At 65.7% G+C, this 14,571-nt stretch carries 13 protein-coding genes; 6 read left to right on the forward strand and 7 right to left on the reverse strand.

Annotated elements, in window-relative coordinates; translation table 11 throughout:
- Positions 1–10 precede the first annotated feature (10 nt).
- On the reverse strand, positions 11–1,033 hold the full coding sequence (gene queA / locus QPK27_RS10065) for a tRNA preQ1(34) S-adenosylmethionine ribosyltransferase-isomerase QueA (RefSeq protein ID WP_290418083.1): 1,023 nt from the start codon (positions 1,031–1,033) through the stop codon (positions 11–13).
- A gap of 106 nt (positions 1,034–1,139) precedes the next feature.
- Here queA and recG point away from each other — a divergent pair, with 106 nt between their 5' ends.
- From recG to QPK27_RS10080, 3 genes are all read left to right on the forward strand, one after another.
- Positions 1,140–3,200, forward strand: a complete 2,061-nt coding sequence (gene recG, locus QPK27_RS10070) for an ATP-dependent DNA helicase RecG (protein WP_290418084.1) — start codon at positions 1,140–1,142, stop codon at positions 3,198–3,200.
- 24 nt (positions 3,201–3,224) lie between these two features.
- Positions 3,225–3,626 carry a hypothetical protein gene (locus QPK27_RS10075; protein WP_290418085.1) on the forward strand — a complete coding sequence of 134 codons (402 nt, stop codon included), beginning with the start codon at positions 3,225–3,227 and terminating at the stop codon, positions 3,624–3,626.
- 115 nt (positions 3,627–3,741) lie between these two features.
- Entirely contained in the window at positions 3,742–4,488 is a 747-nt protein-coding gene (locus QPK27_RS10080; RefSeq protein WP_290418086.1) for a tetratricopeptide repeat protein, read from the forward strand.
- Between the two features lie 44 nt (positions 4,489–4,532).
- On the opposite strand, the gene QPK27_RS10085 is transcribed toward QPK27_RS10080, so the two are convergent.
- The 5 genes from QPK27_RS10085 to pyrC form a co-directional block, all read right to left on the reverse strand.
- Entirely contained in the window at positions 4,533–5,243 is a 711-nt protein-coding gene (locus QPK27_RS10085; RefSeq protein WP_290418087.1) for a DJ-1/PfpI family protein, read from the reverse strand.
- Between the two features lie 89 nt (positions 5,244–5,332).
- A complete protein-coding gene (locus tag QPK27_RS10090) occupies positions 5,333–5,707 on the reverse strand; it encodes a glyoxalase superfamily protein (protein ID WP_290418088.1) in 375 nt (124 codons plus the stop codon).
- A gap of 16 nt (positions 5,708–5,723) precedes the next feature.
- Positions 5,724–6,716, reverse strand: a complete 993-nt coding sequence (locus tag QPK27_RS10095; protein ID WP_290418089.1) for a Gfo/Idh/MocA family protein — start codon at positions 6,714–6,716, stop codon at positions 5,724–5,726.
- 12 nt (positions 6,717–6,728) lie between these two features.
- Entirely contained in the window at positions 6,729–7,529 is an 801-nt protein-coding gene (locus QPK27_RS10100) for a DUF3025 domain-containing protein (protein WP_290418090.1), read from the reverse strand.
- Positions 7,530–7,540: 11 nt separating this feature from the next.
- Positions 7,541–8,590: a dihydroorotase gene (gene pyrC / locus QPK27_RS10105; RefSeq protein WP_290418091.1), complete on the reverse strand. Its 1,050-nt coding sequence runs from the start codon at positions 8,588–8,590 to the stop codon at positions 7,541–7,543.
- A 302-nt stretch (positions 8,591–8,892) separates the two neighbouring features.
- On the opposite strand from pyrC, the gene QPK27_RS10110 reads away from it, so the two are divergent.
- The 3 genes from QPK27_RS10110 to QPK27_RS10120 all read left to right on the forward strand — a co-directional run bounded on the left by QPK27_RS10110 (position 8,893) and on the right by QPK27_RS10120 (position 12,667).
- Positions 8,893–10,161 carry a dicarboxylate/amino acid:cation symporter gene (locus tag QPK27_RS10110; RefSeq protein ID WP_290418092.1) on the forward strand — a complete coding sequence of 423 codons (1,269 nt, stop codon included), beginning with the start codon at positions 8,893–8,895 and terminating at the stop codon, positions 10,159–10,161.
- Between the two features lie 80 nt (positions 10,162–10,241).
- Positions 10,242–11,540 (forward strand): amidohydrolase family protein, encoded by a 1,299-nt coding sequence (locus tag QPK27_RS10115; protein WP_290418093.1) that lies wholly within the window; start codon positions 10,242–10,244, stop codon positions 11,538–11,540.
- 47 nt (positions 11,541–11,587) lie between these two features.
- Complete coding sequence (locus QPK27_RS10120) at positions 11,588–12,667, forward strand: type II asparaginase (RefSeq protein ID WP_290418094.1); 1,080 nt, start codon at positions 11,588–11,590, stop codon at positions 12,665–12,667.
- A gap of 9 nt (positions 12,668–12,676) precedes the next feature.
- Here QPK27_RS10120 and QPK27_RS10125 read toward each other — a convergent pair whose 3' ends face one another.
- On the reverse strand, positions 12,677–14,530 hold the full coding sequence (locus tag QPK27_RS10125; protein WP_290418095.1) for an ABC transporter ATP-binding protein/permease: 1,854 nt from the start codon (positions 14,528–14,530) through the stop codon (positions 12,677–12,679).
- Between the last annotated feature and the right edge of the window lie 41 nt (positions 14,531–14,571).

The raw sequence follows: 14,571 nt of genomic DNA on the forward strand, positions 1-14,571 counted from the left end.
AGCACACGACCTATCGTGTCTGATTACTCAACAGCATGGCGTCGCCATAGCTGAAGAAGCGGTATTCGTTGGCGATCGCGTGGGCGTAGGCCTTGCGGATCGGTGCATAACCGGCGAAGGCCGACACCAGCATCAGCAGCGTCGACTTGGGCAGGTGGAAGTTGGTGATCAGGCGCGAGACCGTCTTGAAGGTGTAGCCCGGCGTGATGAAGAGGGCCGTGTCGGCGCTGCCGGCCACCAGCTCGCCCGACTGCGACGCCGATTCCAATGCGCGCAGGCTCGTGGTGCCGACCGCGATCACGTCGCGTCCCGCCGCTTTCGCCGCGCGCACCGCGTCCACCGTCTCTTGCGCGATGGTGTACCACTCGGTGTGCATCTTGTGCTCAGAGAGAATCTCGACCCGCACCGGCTGGAAGGTGCCGGCGCCGACGTGCAGCGTCACGTAGGCGAAGTTGACGCCCTTGGCCGCCAGCTTGTCCAGCAGCGGCTGGTCGAAGTGCAGGCCGGCGGTCGGCGCGGCGACCGCGCCCGGCTCTTTCGAATACACGGTCTGGTAGCGCTGCTCGTCGAATTCGTCGGCCGTGTGCTCGATGTAGGGCGGTAGCGGCAGGCGGCCGTGGGCTTCGATCAGCTCGAACACGTCGCCCTCGAAATGCAGCGTGAAGAACTCGCCGGCGCGCTCGCCGGTGGTCACGTCGAAAGCATCGGCCAGACGGATGCGGTTGCCGGGCTTGGGCGACTTGGAAGCGCGCACCTGGGCCAGCACGGTGCGGTCGTCGAGCACGCGCTCGACCAGCACCTCGACCTGGCCGCCGGTCTCCTTGACGCCGAAGAAGCGCGCCTTGAGCACGCGCGTGTTGTTCATCACCAGCAGGTCGCCCGGCTGGAGCTGGTCGACGATGTCGGCGAAATGGCGGTCGGTGATGGTGTCACCGTCGAGTTGCAGGAGGCGCGAGGCGCTGCGGTTCGGCAGCGGCAGTTGCGCAATGCGCTCGGGCGGCAGCTCGAAGTCGAAATCGGAAAGCGAGTACATGATTTTCAATTGGTGGGCAAAAGAGCGCTGCCAGCTTTACAATACAGGCTCCAGCGCATACGGCGAACCCTCTATTTTACGTCAGCAAGCGCCTTTTTGCCGCGATATGCCCGCCTCCAAGACCACAAACCCACCCAAGACCCTCGAAAGCAAGCTCGCCCGCATCGGACTGCGCAGCGACATGGACCTGGTATTGCACCTGCCGATGCGCTACGAGGACGAGACCCGCATCGTCACCATCCGCGAAGCCTGCATGCGCGGCGGCCAGACCTGGCAGGTCGAAGGCGTGGTGGTCAAGAACGAGATCAGCTACAAGCCACGGCGTCAGTTATTGGTGACGATCCAGGACGACTCCGGCGACCTGCTGCTGCGCTTCATGAATTTCTACGGCAGCCAGACCAAGCAGATGGCGGAAGGCGTACGCATCCGCGCGCGGGGCGAACTCAAGCACGGCTTCTTCGGCGCCGAGATGGTCCACCCGACCTATAAAGTTGTCAACGAAGGCGCTCCGCTACCCTCTTCGCTGACGCCGGTGTACCCGGCCGGCGAAGGCCTGTCGCAAACCATCCTGCGCAAGGCGATCGCCGACGCCATGAAGCGCATCGACTGGAGCGACACCGTGCCGCCCGGGATCCGCAAGCGCCTGGAACTGATCGACTTCGAGCCGGCGGTGAAGCTGCTGCACTATCCGCCGGCCGACGTCGACGAATACGCGCTGAGCGAAAAGTCGCATCCGGCGTGGGAGCGCATGAAGTTCGACGAGCTGCTGGCGCAGCAGCTGTCGTTGAAACGGGCGCAGCGCGCGCGGCGCGAAAAGGGCGCGCCGCATCTGCGCGCGGTGGGCGCATTGTCCGAAGCCTTCCTGGCCGGGCTGCCGTTCAAGCTCACCGGCGCCCAGCAGCGCGTGGTGGAAGAAATCCGCGCCGACCTGCGCGAAGGGTATCCGATGCAGCGCCTGCTGCAGGGCGACGTCGGCAGCGGCAAGACCGTGGTGTCGGCGCTGGCCGCCGCCCAGGCGATCGACAGCGGCTACCAGGCCGCGCTGATGGCGCCGACCGAGATCCTGGCCGAGCAGCACTTCAGGAAGATCGCGGCCTGGATGGAGCCGCTCGGCGTCAAGGTCGCCTGGCTCACGGGCAGCCTGAAAAAAAAGGAAAAGACCGCATCGAACGAAATGATCGAGTCGGGCGAAGCGCACCTGGTGATCGGCACCCACGCGCTGATCCAGGACACGGTGCAGTTCGCGAAACTGGGCCTTGTGATCGTCGACGAACAGCACCGCTTCGGCGTCGGCCAGCGTCTCACGCTGCGCAACAAGGGCAGCGACGGCCTGGTGCCGCACCAGTTGATGATGTCGGCCACGCCGATCCCGCGCACGCTGGCGATGACGTATTACGCCGACCTCGAAGTCTCGGTGATCGACGAACTGCCGCCGGGCCGCAGCCCGATCGTCACGCGCGCCATCGACCAGATGCGGCGCGACGAAGTGATCGAGCGCGTCTACGCGGCGGCGCTGGAAGGACGCCAGGTGTACTGGGTCTGCCCGCTGATCGAGGAATCCGAAGCGCTGCAATTGCAGACCGCCACCGAGACCTACGAGACGCTGGCCGAATCGCTGCCCGACCTGCAGGTCGGCCTGGTGCACGGCCGCATGAAGCCGGCCGAGAAACAGGAAGTGATGGACGCCTTCATCGCGGGCCAGGTGCACGTGCTGGTGGCCACCACCGTGATCGAGGTCGGCGTCGACGTGCCGAATGCGTCGCTGATGGTGATCGAGCATGCCGAGCGTTTCGGTTTGTCGCAGCTGCACCAGCTGCGCGGGCGCGTCGGCCGCGGCACGGCCGCTTCGGTGTGCCTGCTGCTGTACCAGTCGCCGCTGGGCCAGGTCGCCAAGCAGCGCCTGATGACGATGCGCGAAACCACCGACGGCTTCGAGATCGCGCGGCGCGATTTGGAGATCCGCGGTCCCGGCGAATTCCTCGGCGCGCGCCAGTCGGGCCAGGCGATGCTGCGTTTCGCCGACCTGGAGACCGACCAGTGGCTGGTCGACCGCGCGCGCGACGTCGCGCAGTATCTGCTGGACGGCGAGACGCCGGAACGGATGGCGGTGGTCGATGCGCACCTGGCGCGCTGGCTGGGCGGGCGCGAAGAATTCCTGAAAGTCTGACGATTTGATAACGACAAGCGCGACATGACACCTGAGCCCAAGCTGGATCTCGACCAACTGACCGCGCTGGCCGCCGCCTCGGCGCAGGTGACGCAGGCATGCGACTGCGGCATCGACGCGTATCGCGAATGGACCCGCGTGCCGGCTGCGTTCCCGCAGGCGCAGCTACGTTCAATCGGCACCCTGGCCGGCGATCCCTACGCCGATCCGACCTTTGCCGAATACCACCCGCACGGCACCAATTACTGGTCGCCCGACGCCCCGGTCGCCCTGCAGCATTTTCCGTACAACCGCTGCGCGGTCCAGCAATGCAGCGTGTGCCAGCGCTGCTGCCTCACCTACGTGGAAGCCGGCGGCTACTACGTCGAACCGCGCATTCGCGCGCTGGCGGGACAAACGATCGTGGACGTGGCCGCGCCTGACTGAACAAGCAGACCTGCAAGTGACAATTCAATAGAAATCCCGCCCCCGATTAACGGTATCGTTGCGCCCAATGCGGCCCCGGCTGGCCGCTTCCCGACAACAACGCACCTCGATCGCCATGCCCTTCATCGGACTCGGACTTCACTTCCTCTTCGCCATCCTTTTCGCCATCCACGCACTGCGCACTGGCCGCCAGATGTACTGGCTGCTGATCCTGTTCTCGTTCCCGATCCTGGGCAGCGTGGTGTACTTCGTGGCCGAGTACCTGCCGGCGTCGCGCCTCGAGCGGCGCGGGCGCATCGCGGCGCGCGCCATCCACAAGAACCTGGACCCGGGCCGCGACGTGCGCGCGGCCCGGCGCGAATTCGACCTGGCCCCGACCGCCCATAACCAGATGCGCCTGGCCGGCGCCCTGCTCGAAAGCGGCGATGCGGCGCAGGCGGTGCAGCAGTACGAAGCCTGCCTGAACGGCCCGTTCGCCGGCGACCCGGACGTGATCCTGGGCGCCGCGCGCGCCCATGCCGCCAACGGCGCGCCGGAAAAGGCCATCGCCCTGTTGGCGCCCCTGCAGGTGAAGCAGCCAGGTTTCCGCAGCGACGAAGTCGGGCTGGCGCTGGCCGGCGCGTATGCAGCCGCCGGCCGCCACGACGACGCCGAAGCACAGTACGAGGCGGTGGTGGAGCGCTTCGGCGGCATCGAGGCGCGGGTGGAAATGGCGCTGTGGGCGCTGGCCAACGGCAGGCAGGCACTGGCGCAGCGCGAACTGAAGGAGATCGAGCACGCGCGGCGCCACATGACGGCGCACACGCGCAGCCTGCATCAGGCGCTGTTCAAGCGCCTCGATGCGGCCGTGAACAGCAAATAAACAGCGCGCGGGTCGCCCTTGTACTGCCGGCAGTCTGCAACAGACTACCTGGACGCCACCCGGTCCAGCGTCGCCGTCACCCGCTGCAGCCTCGCCTCCTGCAATTCGCGCAGGCGCGCCACGATCTGCGGCCCGGCGCCCTGCGGCGACCCGGCATCGAACGGAGGCTGCGGATCGTATTCCAGCGCCAGCTGGATGGTGCGCGCCACATCCTCGCCCGCCAGTTCCGCGGCCAGCGCGAAACCGAAGTCGATGCCGGCGGTGACGCCGCCGCCCGAGATCCGGTTGCGGTCGCGCACGATGCGCTCGGCCACCGGCTCGGCGCCGAAGCGTTCCAATAGCGGCAGCCACATCCAGTGGCAGGCGGAGCGATAGCCGCGCAGCAGCCCGGCCACGCCCAGCACCAGCGAACCGTTGCAGACCGAGGTCACGTAGCGCGCGTGCTCCGCCTGGCGGCGCAGGAAGTCGAGCGTCTCGTCATCCTCGAACAGCGCTTCGACGCCGAAGCCGCCGGGCACGCACAGCACGTCGAGCTGCGGACAATCGGAGAAGGTGGTGGTCGGGTTGATGCTGAAGCCGACGTCGGTCGGCACCGCATCCAGTGTCTTCCAGACCAGGTGCGTTTTAGCGCCGGGCACGCGGCTGAGCACCTGGGCCGGGCCGGTGAGGTCAAGCTGGGTCACATTCGGGAACAGCAGGAATCCGATGTGCAGGGTGGTGTCCATCGTCGCCTCCTCGGGTGGGGATGACGTCATTCTAGGAAGGTCCGTCATTGGCGGCAATGCCATCCTTCAGTCACATCCTGCCATGACTCACCTCGCGGGCGGCGGCGGTCCAGGACCGGCTATTCAGGTGCCGCGTCCGCCTGGGTGAACGTCAGCCGGTTCCCGAAGGGATCCTTCACGCTCAGCTCGCGCGATCCCCACGGCGTGTCGTCGATCCCCGGCCGCGCGTAGCCATACTGCTTGCCAGCCAGCTCGGCGTGCAGGCCGTCGATGTCGTCGACGTCGATGCGCAGCGCGGCGCCGGGGCAGCAATCGCCGTGGTGCTCGCTCAGGTGCAGCACGCAAGCGCCGCGCGATACCTGCAGATACAGAGGAAGCCCCGGCTCGAAACGATGTTCCCAGTCGGCCCTGAAGCCGAGAAAGCCGAGGTAGAACTCCCTGGCCTTGGCTTCGTCGAAGATGCGCAGGATCGGTGTCACGGTTCCCAGCTTCATGGCCTGCTCCCTATTATTAACGTGGGCGGTCTGCCTCGTACGTCAAGCCGATCTGGCGCCGGATCTCGTCCATCACGCCCATCAGCGCCAGCGTTTCTTCCAGCGGCATGGCCGGGCTTTCCAGTTGTCCTTCGCGCCAGCAGCGCTGGGCCTCAATGATCTCGTGCACGTAGCCGTTGCCGAGGTACGGCGTCTCGACCGTGCGCTCACTGCCGTCGGCCAGTTTCACCGTCACCGAGGTGGCGCGGTGGAACATGGTGTTCATGCGCACCTGGCCCAGTTCTCCCGACACGGTCAATTCGGCCGGCGAGCGCGCCAGGAACGAACAGCTGCACACCGACATGCCGCCGCCTGCATGCTTGAGCATGAAGCCGGTCTGCACGTCGACACCGGTCGGTCCCATCTGCGCCTGGGCGCGCACTTCGAGCACGGGGCCGAGCAGGCCGGCCGCGACCGACAGCGGGTAGATGCCCAGGTCGAGCAGCGCGCCGCCGCCCAGCGCCGGATTGAACACACGGTGTTCGGGACCGAAATTGGCGGCGAAGCCGAAATCGGCCACGATCTGGCGCGGCGTGCCGATCTCGCCCGAGGCCAGGATGCGCTTGACCTCGAGGTAGGCCGGCAGGTAGCGCGTCCACATCGCCTCCATCAGGAACAGGCGCTTCGAGCGCGCCAGCGTCACCACCTGCTCGGCTTCGCGCAGGTTCATGGTGAACGGTTTTTCGCACAGCACGCCCTTGCCGGCGCGCAGCGCCATCAAAGCGTTGTCCGCGTGCTGCGGGTGCGGCGTGCCGACGTACACCAAGTCGATGTCCGCTGCCTGCGCCAGCGCTTCGTACGAACCGTAGCTGGCGCGCGCGCCGAATTCGGCGCCGAAAGCATCGGCCTTGTCCTGGCTGCGCGACGCCACGCCGGCCAGCACCGCACCCGGCACTTCCTTGAGCGCATTGGCGAAGGCGCGGGCGATCTTGCCCGTGCCGATGATCCCCCAGCGTACCGCTTCAGCCATCCATTTCTCCCATCAAGCCGTCCGCTTGGGACGGAACACAGTCGTATCCAGATAAAAGTCTTCGTCCTGCCCCGGCCACCATCCCGGCACGCCCAGCACCTGCAGCGGCGTCACGGCCGTGGCCTGCAGGCCTTCGTCCGCCAGGGTGTCCGCCACCGTGCGATCGAGCCAGGCAAGGCGCGCGTCGTGCGCCAGGGCGAAGTAGTCGTCGTTGGCGAACACCACCCGCGTATGCGCGGTGATCGCCTTGCGCGGCGCCACCAGCTTTTCCATCAGCGCGTGGCCGAACAGCCAGACCTCAAGGTCGCGGCCGAACATCGCGCGCTTCTCGTACAGCGCCGGCAGCCAGCGGTGCGCGCGCAGGTCTTCCACCAGCGCCCGGCCGGCGTCGCTGTCGCGCACCACCAGCAGCGCGCCGTTCTCGTCGAGGATGGTGGCGGCGTCGCGCGCCGGTCCGCGCGACTTGCCGATGCCGTCCTGCGCGATCTGCGCCGCCTGCAGCGCGTTCAGCGAGCGCTTGATCAGCGGGTAGCTTTGCCAGACCAGAGCGTTGAAGAAGTCGTGCAGATTATCGCGGGTCGGGACGTTTCCAGTCGCACTGATGAAGGCCTCGTAGGCCATCCCTTCCGGCAGCGCATCCTGCGGCACGAAGCGCAGCGGCGCGCCCAGGTGGTTGCGCAGGTCGAGCTGCGCTGCCGCCACATTGAAGGCGTCGATAAAATCGTCTTCAGGAGACCCCGCGCGCTCGAAGGCCGGGCGCACCGCGTCGTACCACGGCTGCGCCCAGTCGATGTGCGGCAAAGGATTGGGCAACTGCGCCTCGATCAGACCATCTTCCAGTTGATGGTCTCGCCGGCGTTGAGCGGCACCAGCTGGTGTTCGCCCATCGGCACAGATTCCGGCAGCGTCCAGGACTGACGCTTCAGCGTGATGGTGCCCTCGTTGCGCGGCAGGTTGTAGAACGCCGGGCCGTTGAAGCTGGCGAAGGCTTCCAGCTTGTCCAGCGCGCCCGCCTGCGCGAACGCTTCGGTATACATCTCCATCGCGTGCAGCGCGGTGTAGCAGCCGGCGCAGCCGCAGGCGGCGTACTTGGTGTGCACAGCGTGCGGCGCCGAGTCGGTGCCGAGGAAAAAGCGCTCGTCGCCACTGGTGGCGGCGGTGACCAGCGCCAAACGGTGTTCTTCGCGCTTGAGCACCGGCAGGCAGTAGAAGTGCGGGCGGATGCCGCCGCGGAAGATCTCGTTGCGGTTGTACAGCAGGTGGTGAGCGGTGATGGTGGCCGCGATCGGGCCTTCCGCTTCGGCCACGTACTGGGCCGCGTCCTTGGTGGTGATGTGCTCGAACACCACGTTCAGGGCCGGCATGTCCTTACGCAGCGGGCGCATCACGCGCTCGATGAACACCGCTTCGCGGTCGAACAGGTCGATGTCGTTATCGGTCACTTCGCCGTGCACCAGCAGCGGCATGCCGACTTCCTGCATCACTTCCAGCGTCTTGTAGCACTTTTTCAGGTCGGTCACGCCGGCATCCGAATTGGTGGTGGCGCCGGCCGGGTACAGTTTCACGGCATGGATGAAACCCGTGTCCTGGGCGCGGCGGATCTCGTCCGGATCGGTGTTGTCGGTCAGGTACAGCGTCATCAGCGGCTCAAAGCTCATCCCTTCCGGCAGCGCGGCCAGGATGCGCTCGCGGTAGGCCTGCGCCATGGCGGCGGTGGTGACCGGGGGTTTCAGGTTCGGCATCACGATCGCGCGGCCGAACTGGCGCGCGCTGTGCGGCAGCACGCTGGCCATCGCCGCGCCGTCGCGCAGGTGCAGGTGCCAGTCGTCGGGGCGGGTGATGGTGATGGTGTCTGGGGTCTCGATGATGGACATGGCGGCTCTCGAAAAACGAATGCGCCATTTTACCCGCGAGCCGCCCCGAGAGGGCGCCGGAACGGCCGTAACGACACCGCCACGGCTGACTTGTAAGCATGCTTGACAGCACTAACACTGCCTAGGATACTGCGAAACTTGCCATAATCTTCAGAATGAACTGGCCGCGAACCGCCACGAATGACTCCCTTCGTGCCGCTTCGGTCCCACCAAGAGCCAGCTGATTTGCCCATATAACCTGTCAGCGACAGCGCCATCCGTTGCCGCTGGCTCTGCACAGGTCCACGAGACAGGAAGCAGTTATGAACAATCGAAATCGCCTGACCACCTACATCATGATCGCGCTGGTGATCGGCATCGTGGTCGGCTACCTGGTCAACGCCAACAGCGACACCGCCGGCGCCCAGAGCTTCTCGGACGCGATGTCCCTGATCACTACCCTGTTCCTCCGCCTGATCAAGATGATCATCGCGCCGCTGGTGTTCGCGACCCTGGTGGTCGGCATCGCCAAGATGGGCGACGCCAAGGAAGTGGGCCGCATCGGCGTCAAGGCGCTGGGCTGGTTCGTGATCGCGTCGATCATCTCGCTGTCGCTGGGCCTGGTGCTGGTCAACATCTTCCGTCCGGGCGATGCGCTGTTCGCGGCCGGCATGATGCCGCCGATCGGCGCCGAATCGGGCATCACCACCACCAGCCTGACGATGAAGGACTTCATCACCCACCTGGTGCCGGTCTCGATCGCCGACGGCATGGCCAAGAACGAGATCCTGCAGATCGTGGTGTTCTCGGTGTTCTTCGGCACCGCCGCCGCCGCAGTGGGCGCGCGCGCCACGCCGCTGATCGACGCCATCGACGGCGTCGCCCACGTCATGCTCAAACTGACCGGCTACGTGATGAACTTCGCGCCGATCGCCGTGTTCGCGGCGGTGGCCGGCATCATCGCCAAGAGCGGCCTGGGCGTGCTGTCGACCTACGGCATCTTCATGGCCCAGTTCTATTTCGGCATCGCGCTGCTGTGGGTGGTCCTGATCGGCATCGGCATGGCCTTCATCGGCCCGCGCATCATGCGCCTGATTTCCGAGCTGCGCGGCCCGACCCTGCTGGCCTTCTCGACCGCGTCGTCGGAAGCGGCGTTCCCGAAAACCCTGGAAGCGCTGGAGCGCTTCGGCGTCAAGAACCGCCTGGCTTCGTTCGTGCTGCCGATCGGCTACTCGTTCAACCTCGACGGCTCGATGATGTACTGCACCTTCGCCGCCGTATTCATCGCACAGGCCTACGGCATCGAGCTGTCGATGTCGACCCAGATCACCATGATGCTGGTCCTGATGCTGACCTCCAAGGGCATGGCCGGCGTGCCGCGCGCTTCGTTGGTGGTGATCGCCGCCACCCTGTCGCAGTTCAAGATTCCGGAAGCGGGCCTGCTGCTGCTGCTGGCGATCGACCACTTCCTGGACATGGCGCGTTCGGCCACCAACGTCATCGGCAACGGCATCGCCACCGCGGTCGTCGCCAAGTGGGAAGGCGACCTGGGAGAACCGAACAAGGAACCGTCCGTCGCCCCGCTGCGCTAAAGCGCGGCGGCGCCTGCAAGACCCCAAGGCCTTCCCATGGTGGAAGGCCTTTTTTTTATCACGACAACAAGGAGCGAGAGATGAAACAGATGGTTGCCGCCAGTGTCCTGCTGGCCCTGAACAGTGCCCACGCCGCCACCCAGACGGTCGATTGCGGCCGCCTGCTGGACGTGCAGACCGGCGCCTGGCGCGAACGCGTCAGCATCGTGATCGAGGACGGCAGCATCAAATCCGTCGGGCCCACGCAGTCAAGCCCGACCTCCGGGGCCGCAGGCAACATCGACCTCTCGCGCCACACCTGCCTGCCGGGCCTGATCGACATGCACGTGCACCTGACCAGCGAAACCCAGCCGGTGGTGGCCTCGTACCGCGACCGCCTCACCGCCGACCCGGCCGACATGGCGTACCGCTCGGTCAAGTACGCCGAGCGCACCCTGATGGCCGGCTTCACCACGGTGCGCGACCTGGGCGCGGCCGATGGGCTGAACATCGCCTTGAAACGCGCGATCGCCGCCGGCGAGGTGCCGGGACCGCGCATGTTCACCGCCGGTAAATCGATCGCCACCACCGGCGGGCACGCCGATCCGACCAACAACCTGTCGCACTTCCTGAGCGAGAAGATCGGGCCGCCCGGCCCGCAGGAAGGCGTGGTCGACAGCCCGGAAGAAGCGCGCCAGGCCGTGCGCGCACGCTACAAGGAAGGCGCGGACCTGATCAAGATCACCGCTACCGGCGGGGTGCTGAGCCAGGCGGCGAATGGCCAGAACTCGCAGTACACCGAGGACGAGCTGCGCGCGGTGGTGGAGACCGCGAAGGACTACGGTTTCCGCGTCGCCGCCCACGCCCACGGCGCCGAAGGCATGAAGCGCGCGCTGCGCGCCGGCGTCGACTCGATCGAGCACGGCACCATGATGGACGACGAGGTGCTGGCGCTGTTCAAGAAGACCGGCCACTGGTACGTGCCGACCATCTCGGCCGGCCGCTACGTGGCCGACAAGGCGAAGGATCCGAATTATTATTCCGCCTTGGTGCGCCCGAAAGCGGCGGCGATCGGGCCGCAGCTGCAGGCCACGGCGGGCCGCGCGTACAAGGCCGGGGTGAAGATCGCGTTCGGCACCGACGCCGGCGTATTCCCGCACGGCGAGAACGCGAAAGAGTTCGGCTACATGGTGGAAGCCGGCATGAAACCGCTCGACGCGATCCGCGCCGCCACGGTCAATGCCGCGCTGCTGCTCGACCAGCCGAAACGCCTGGGCGCTATCGCTCCGGGCTTCGCAGCGGATATCATTGCGGTCGATAGCGATCCGCTGGCTGACATCAAGCAGCTGGAAGCCGTGAAGTTTGTGATGAAGGACGGCGTGGTGTACAAGAAACCATAAGGCGACTATAGATCCGCCGATTTTAGAGAAGTTCGAGGAGACGTTTCATGTTGTTCCAGAAGTCGGTCCAACTGCGCGCAGCGCTGTTTGGATTCCTGTTGTTGTGCGCAGCCGCCGTCCAGGCGCAAACCGCCAAATTGCCGAATGTGACCATCCTGGCCACCGGCGGCACCATCGCCGGCACCGGCGCCACCAGCACCACCACGGTCGGCTACACCGCCGCGACCGTGGGCGTGCAGGCGCTGATCAACGCGGTGCCCGAGATCTCGAAGGTGGCCAATGTCACCGGCGAGCAGGTGTTCCAGATCGCCAGCGAGAACATCAGCAACGAAGAGTGGTTGAAACTGGCCAAGCGCGTCAACGTGCTGCTGGCCCAATCGAACGTGGACGGCATCGTGATCACCCACGGCACCGACACGCTGGAAGAGACGGCGTACTTCCTCAACCTGGTGGTCAAGAGCAAAAAGCCGGTGGTGGTGGTCGGCTCGATGCGGCCGTCCACCGCACTGTCGGCGGACGGTCCGATCAACCTGTACAACGCGGTGCGGCTGGCGGGCGACCCTGCAGCGGCGGGACGCGGCGTGCTGGTGGCGATGAATGACCAGATCCATGCGGCGCGCGACGTGACCAAGGCGAACACCACCACGGCGGATACTTTCCGTACCGCGGAACTGGGCATGATCGGCGTGATCCAGGGCGGCAAGCCGTTCTTCTATCGCGACGTGACGCGCAAGCATACAGTCGATACCGAGTTCGATATTGCGAAGCTCGATGCGTTGCCGCAGGTGGACGTGGCGTATGCCTATGCCAACGTTGGCGCGGTGCAGGTTAATGCGCTGGTGGCGGCCGGGGCCAAGGGGCTGGTGCACGCTGGCGTCGGCAATGGCAGCTTGCCGGCTAAAACGAAGCCGGCGCTGATTGCCGCGCGTGAAAAGGGCGTGGTGATTGTGCGTTCGAGCCGCGTCGGCCAGGGCATCGTGGCGCGCAATGGCGAAGCGAATGACGACCAGCTCGATTTCGTAGTGGCCGATACGCTCAGCCCACAGAAAGCGCGAATCCTGTTGATGCTGGCGTTGACCAAAACGAACAGCACCAAAGAGATTCAACGAATGTTCAGTACTTACTGATACCCCGCGTTACGTTGGCGTCGCATTCAACTCGATTGGCGGCGACGCCACTTCTTCATCCGGCCGCGCCAGCTGCCGTTCCCACATCTGCGCATACAGCCCACGCTCGGCCAAGAGCGATGCGTGCGTGCCGCGCTCCACGATGCGGCCGTGATCGAGCACGATGATCTGCTGCGCGTCGGCGATGGTCGACAAGCGGTGCGCGATCACCAGCGTGGTGCGGTTCTTCGCAATCTCCTTCAACTCGGCCTGGATCGCCTGCTCCGAGCGTGAATCCAGCGCCGACGTGGCTTCGTCGAAGATCAGGATCGCCGGATTCTTGAGCAGCGTGCGCGCGATCGCCACGCGCTGCTTCTCGCCGCCCGACAGCTTCAGCCCACGCTCGCCCACCATGCTCTGATACCCATCCGGCAGGCTCTCGATGAAATCGTGGATCGAGGCCGCGCGCGCCGCCGCCACGATGTCCTCGCGGCTGGCGCCCGGCCGGCCATACGCGATGTTGTACTCGATGGTGTCGTTGAACAGCACCGTATCCTGCGGCACGATGCCGATCGCCGCGCGCAGCGACTGCTGGGTGACGTCGCGCAGGTCCTGGCCGTCGATGCGGATCGCGCCGCCGTTCACGTCATAGAAACGGAACAGCAGGCGCGACAAGGTCGACTTGCCCGAGCCGCTGTGGCCAACAACGGCGGTGGTGGTCCCGGCGGGAATGGTGAAGTCGACGTCGAACAGGATCTGGCGCTTCGATTCGTAGCTGAACTCGACGTGCGAGAACGCGACCTCGGCCCCGCGCGTCGCCAAGGGCTGCGCCTTGTCGCTGTCCGCCACCTCGCGGTTCTGATCGAGCAATCCGAACAGGCGCTCCATGTCGGCCAGGCTTTGCTTGATCTCGCGGTAGATCACGCCCAGGAAGTTCAGCGGCAGGTACAGCTGGATCATGAAGGTGTTCACCAGCACCAGGTCGCCCAAGCTCATGGTGCCGTTGATGACGCCTTCGGTGGCGCGCCACAGGATCAGCGTCACGGCGGTGGCGATGATCAGCGACTGGCCGGTGTTGAGCACCGACAGCGAGGTCTGCGAGCGTACGCCGGCGTTCTCGTAGTTCTTCAGGCCTTCGTCGTAGCGGCGCGCCTCGTAGTCTTCGTTGCCGAAGTATTTCACGGTCTCGTAGTTGAGCAGCGAGTCGATCGCCTTGGTGGACGCCTTCGACTCCAGTTCGTTCATGGTGCGCCGGAAGTGGGTGCGCCATTCGGTCACCACCACCGTGAAGGTGATGTACGACACCAGCGCCACCGCCGTGATGATGCTGAACCAGATGTCGTAGTTGATCACCAGGTAGGTCAGCACCAGCGTGATCTCGACCAGCGTCGGCAGGATGTTGAACAGCGAGTACGAGATCAGGGAATTCACGCCGCGCGTGCCGCGCTCGATGTCGCGCGTCATGCCGCCGGTCTGGCGGTTCAGGTGGAAGCGCAGCGACAGCGCGTGCAGGTGGCGGAACACCTTCAATGCAATCGTGCGCACCGCGCGCTGCGTCACGCGCGCGAACAAAAATTCGCGCAGCTCGGTGAAGACGGTCGTGGACAGGCGCAGCAGGCCGTAGGCGACCAGCACGCCGACCGGCAGCACCAGCAAGGCATGTGGATGGGCGGGGTCGATCGCCAACTGGTCGATCAGCTTTTTCAGCACCAGCGGCACGCCGACGTTGGCCAGCTTGGCGCCGACCAGCGCCGCCATCGCGGCCAGCACACGCCATTTGTAGACCCAAAGATAAGGGAACAGGGTCTTGAGTGTGGCCCAGTCGTTGCGGGGGACGTTCTTGCTGTCGGGTGGAAGTGGTACTGAGCTGGAGTTGCGGCGCATGACGGAGGTTCTTGATTTATGGTTCAATTCGGGTCGATTGT

It is taken from the genome of Massilia sp. YIM B02443, from assembly GCF_030411955.1.
Classification (GTDB): Bacteria; Pseudomonadota; Gammaproteobacteria; order Burkholderiales; family Burkholderiaceae_D; genus Telluria.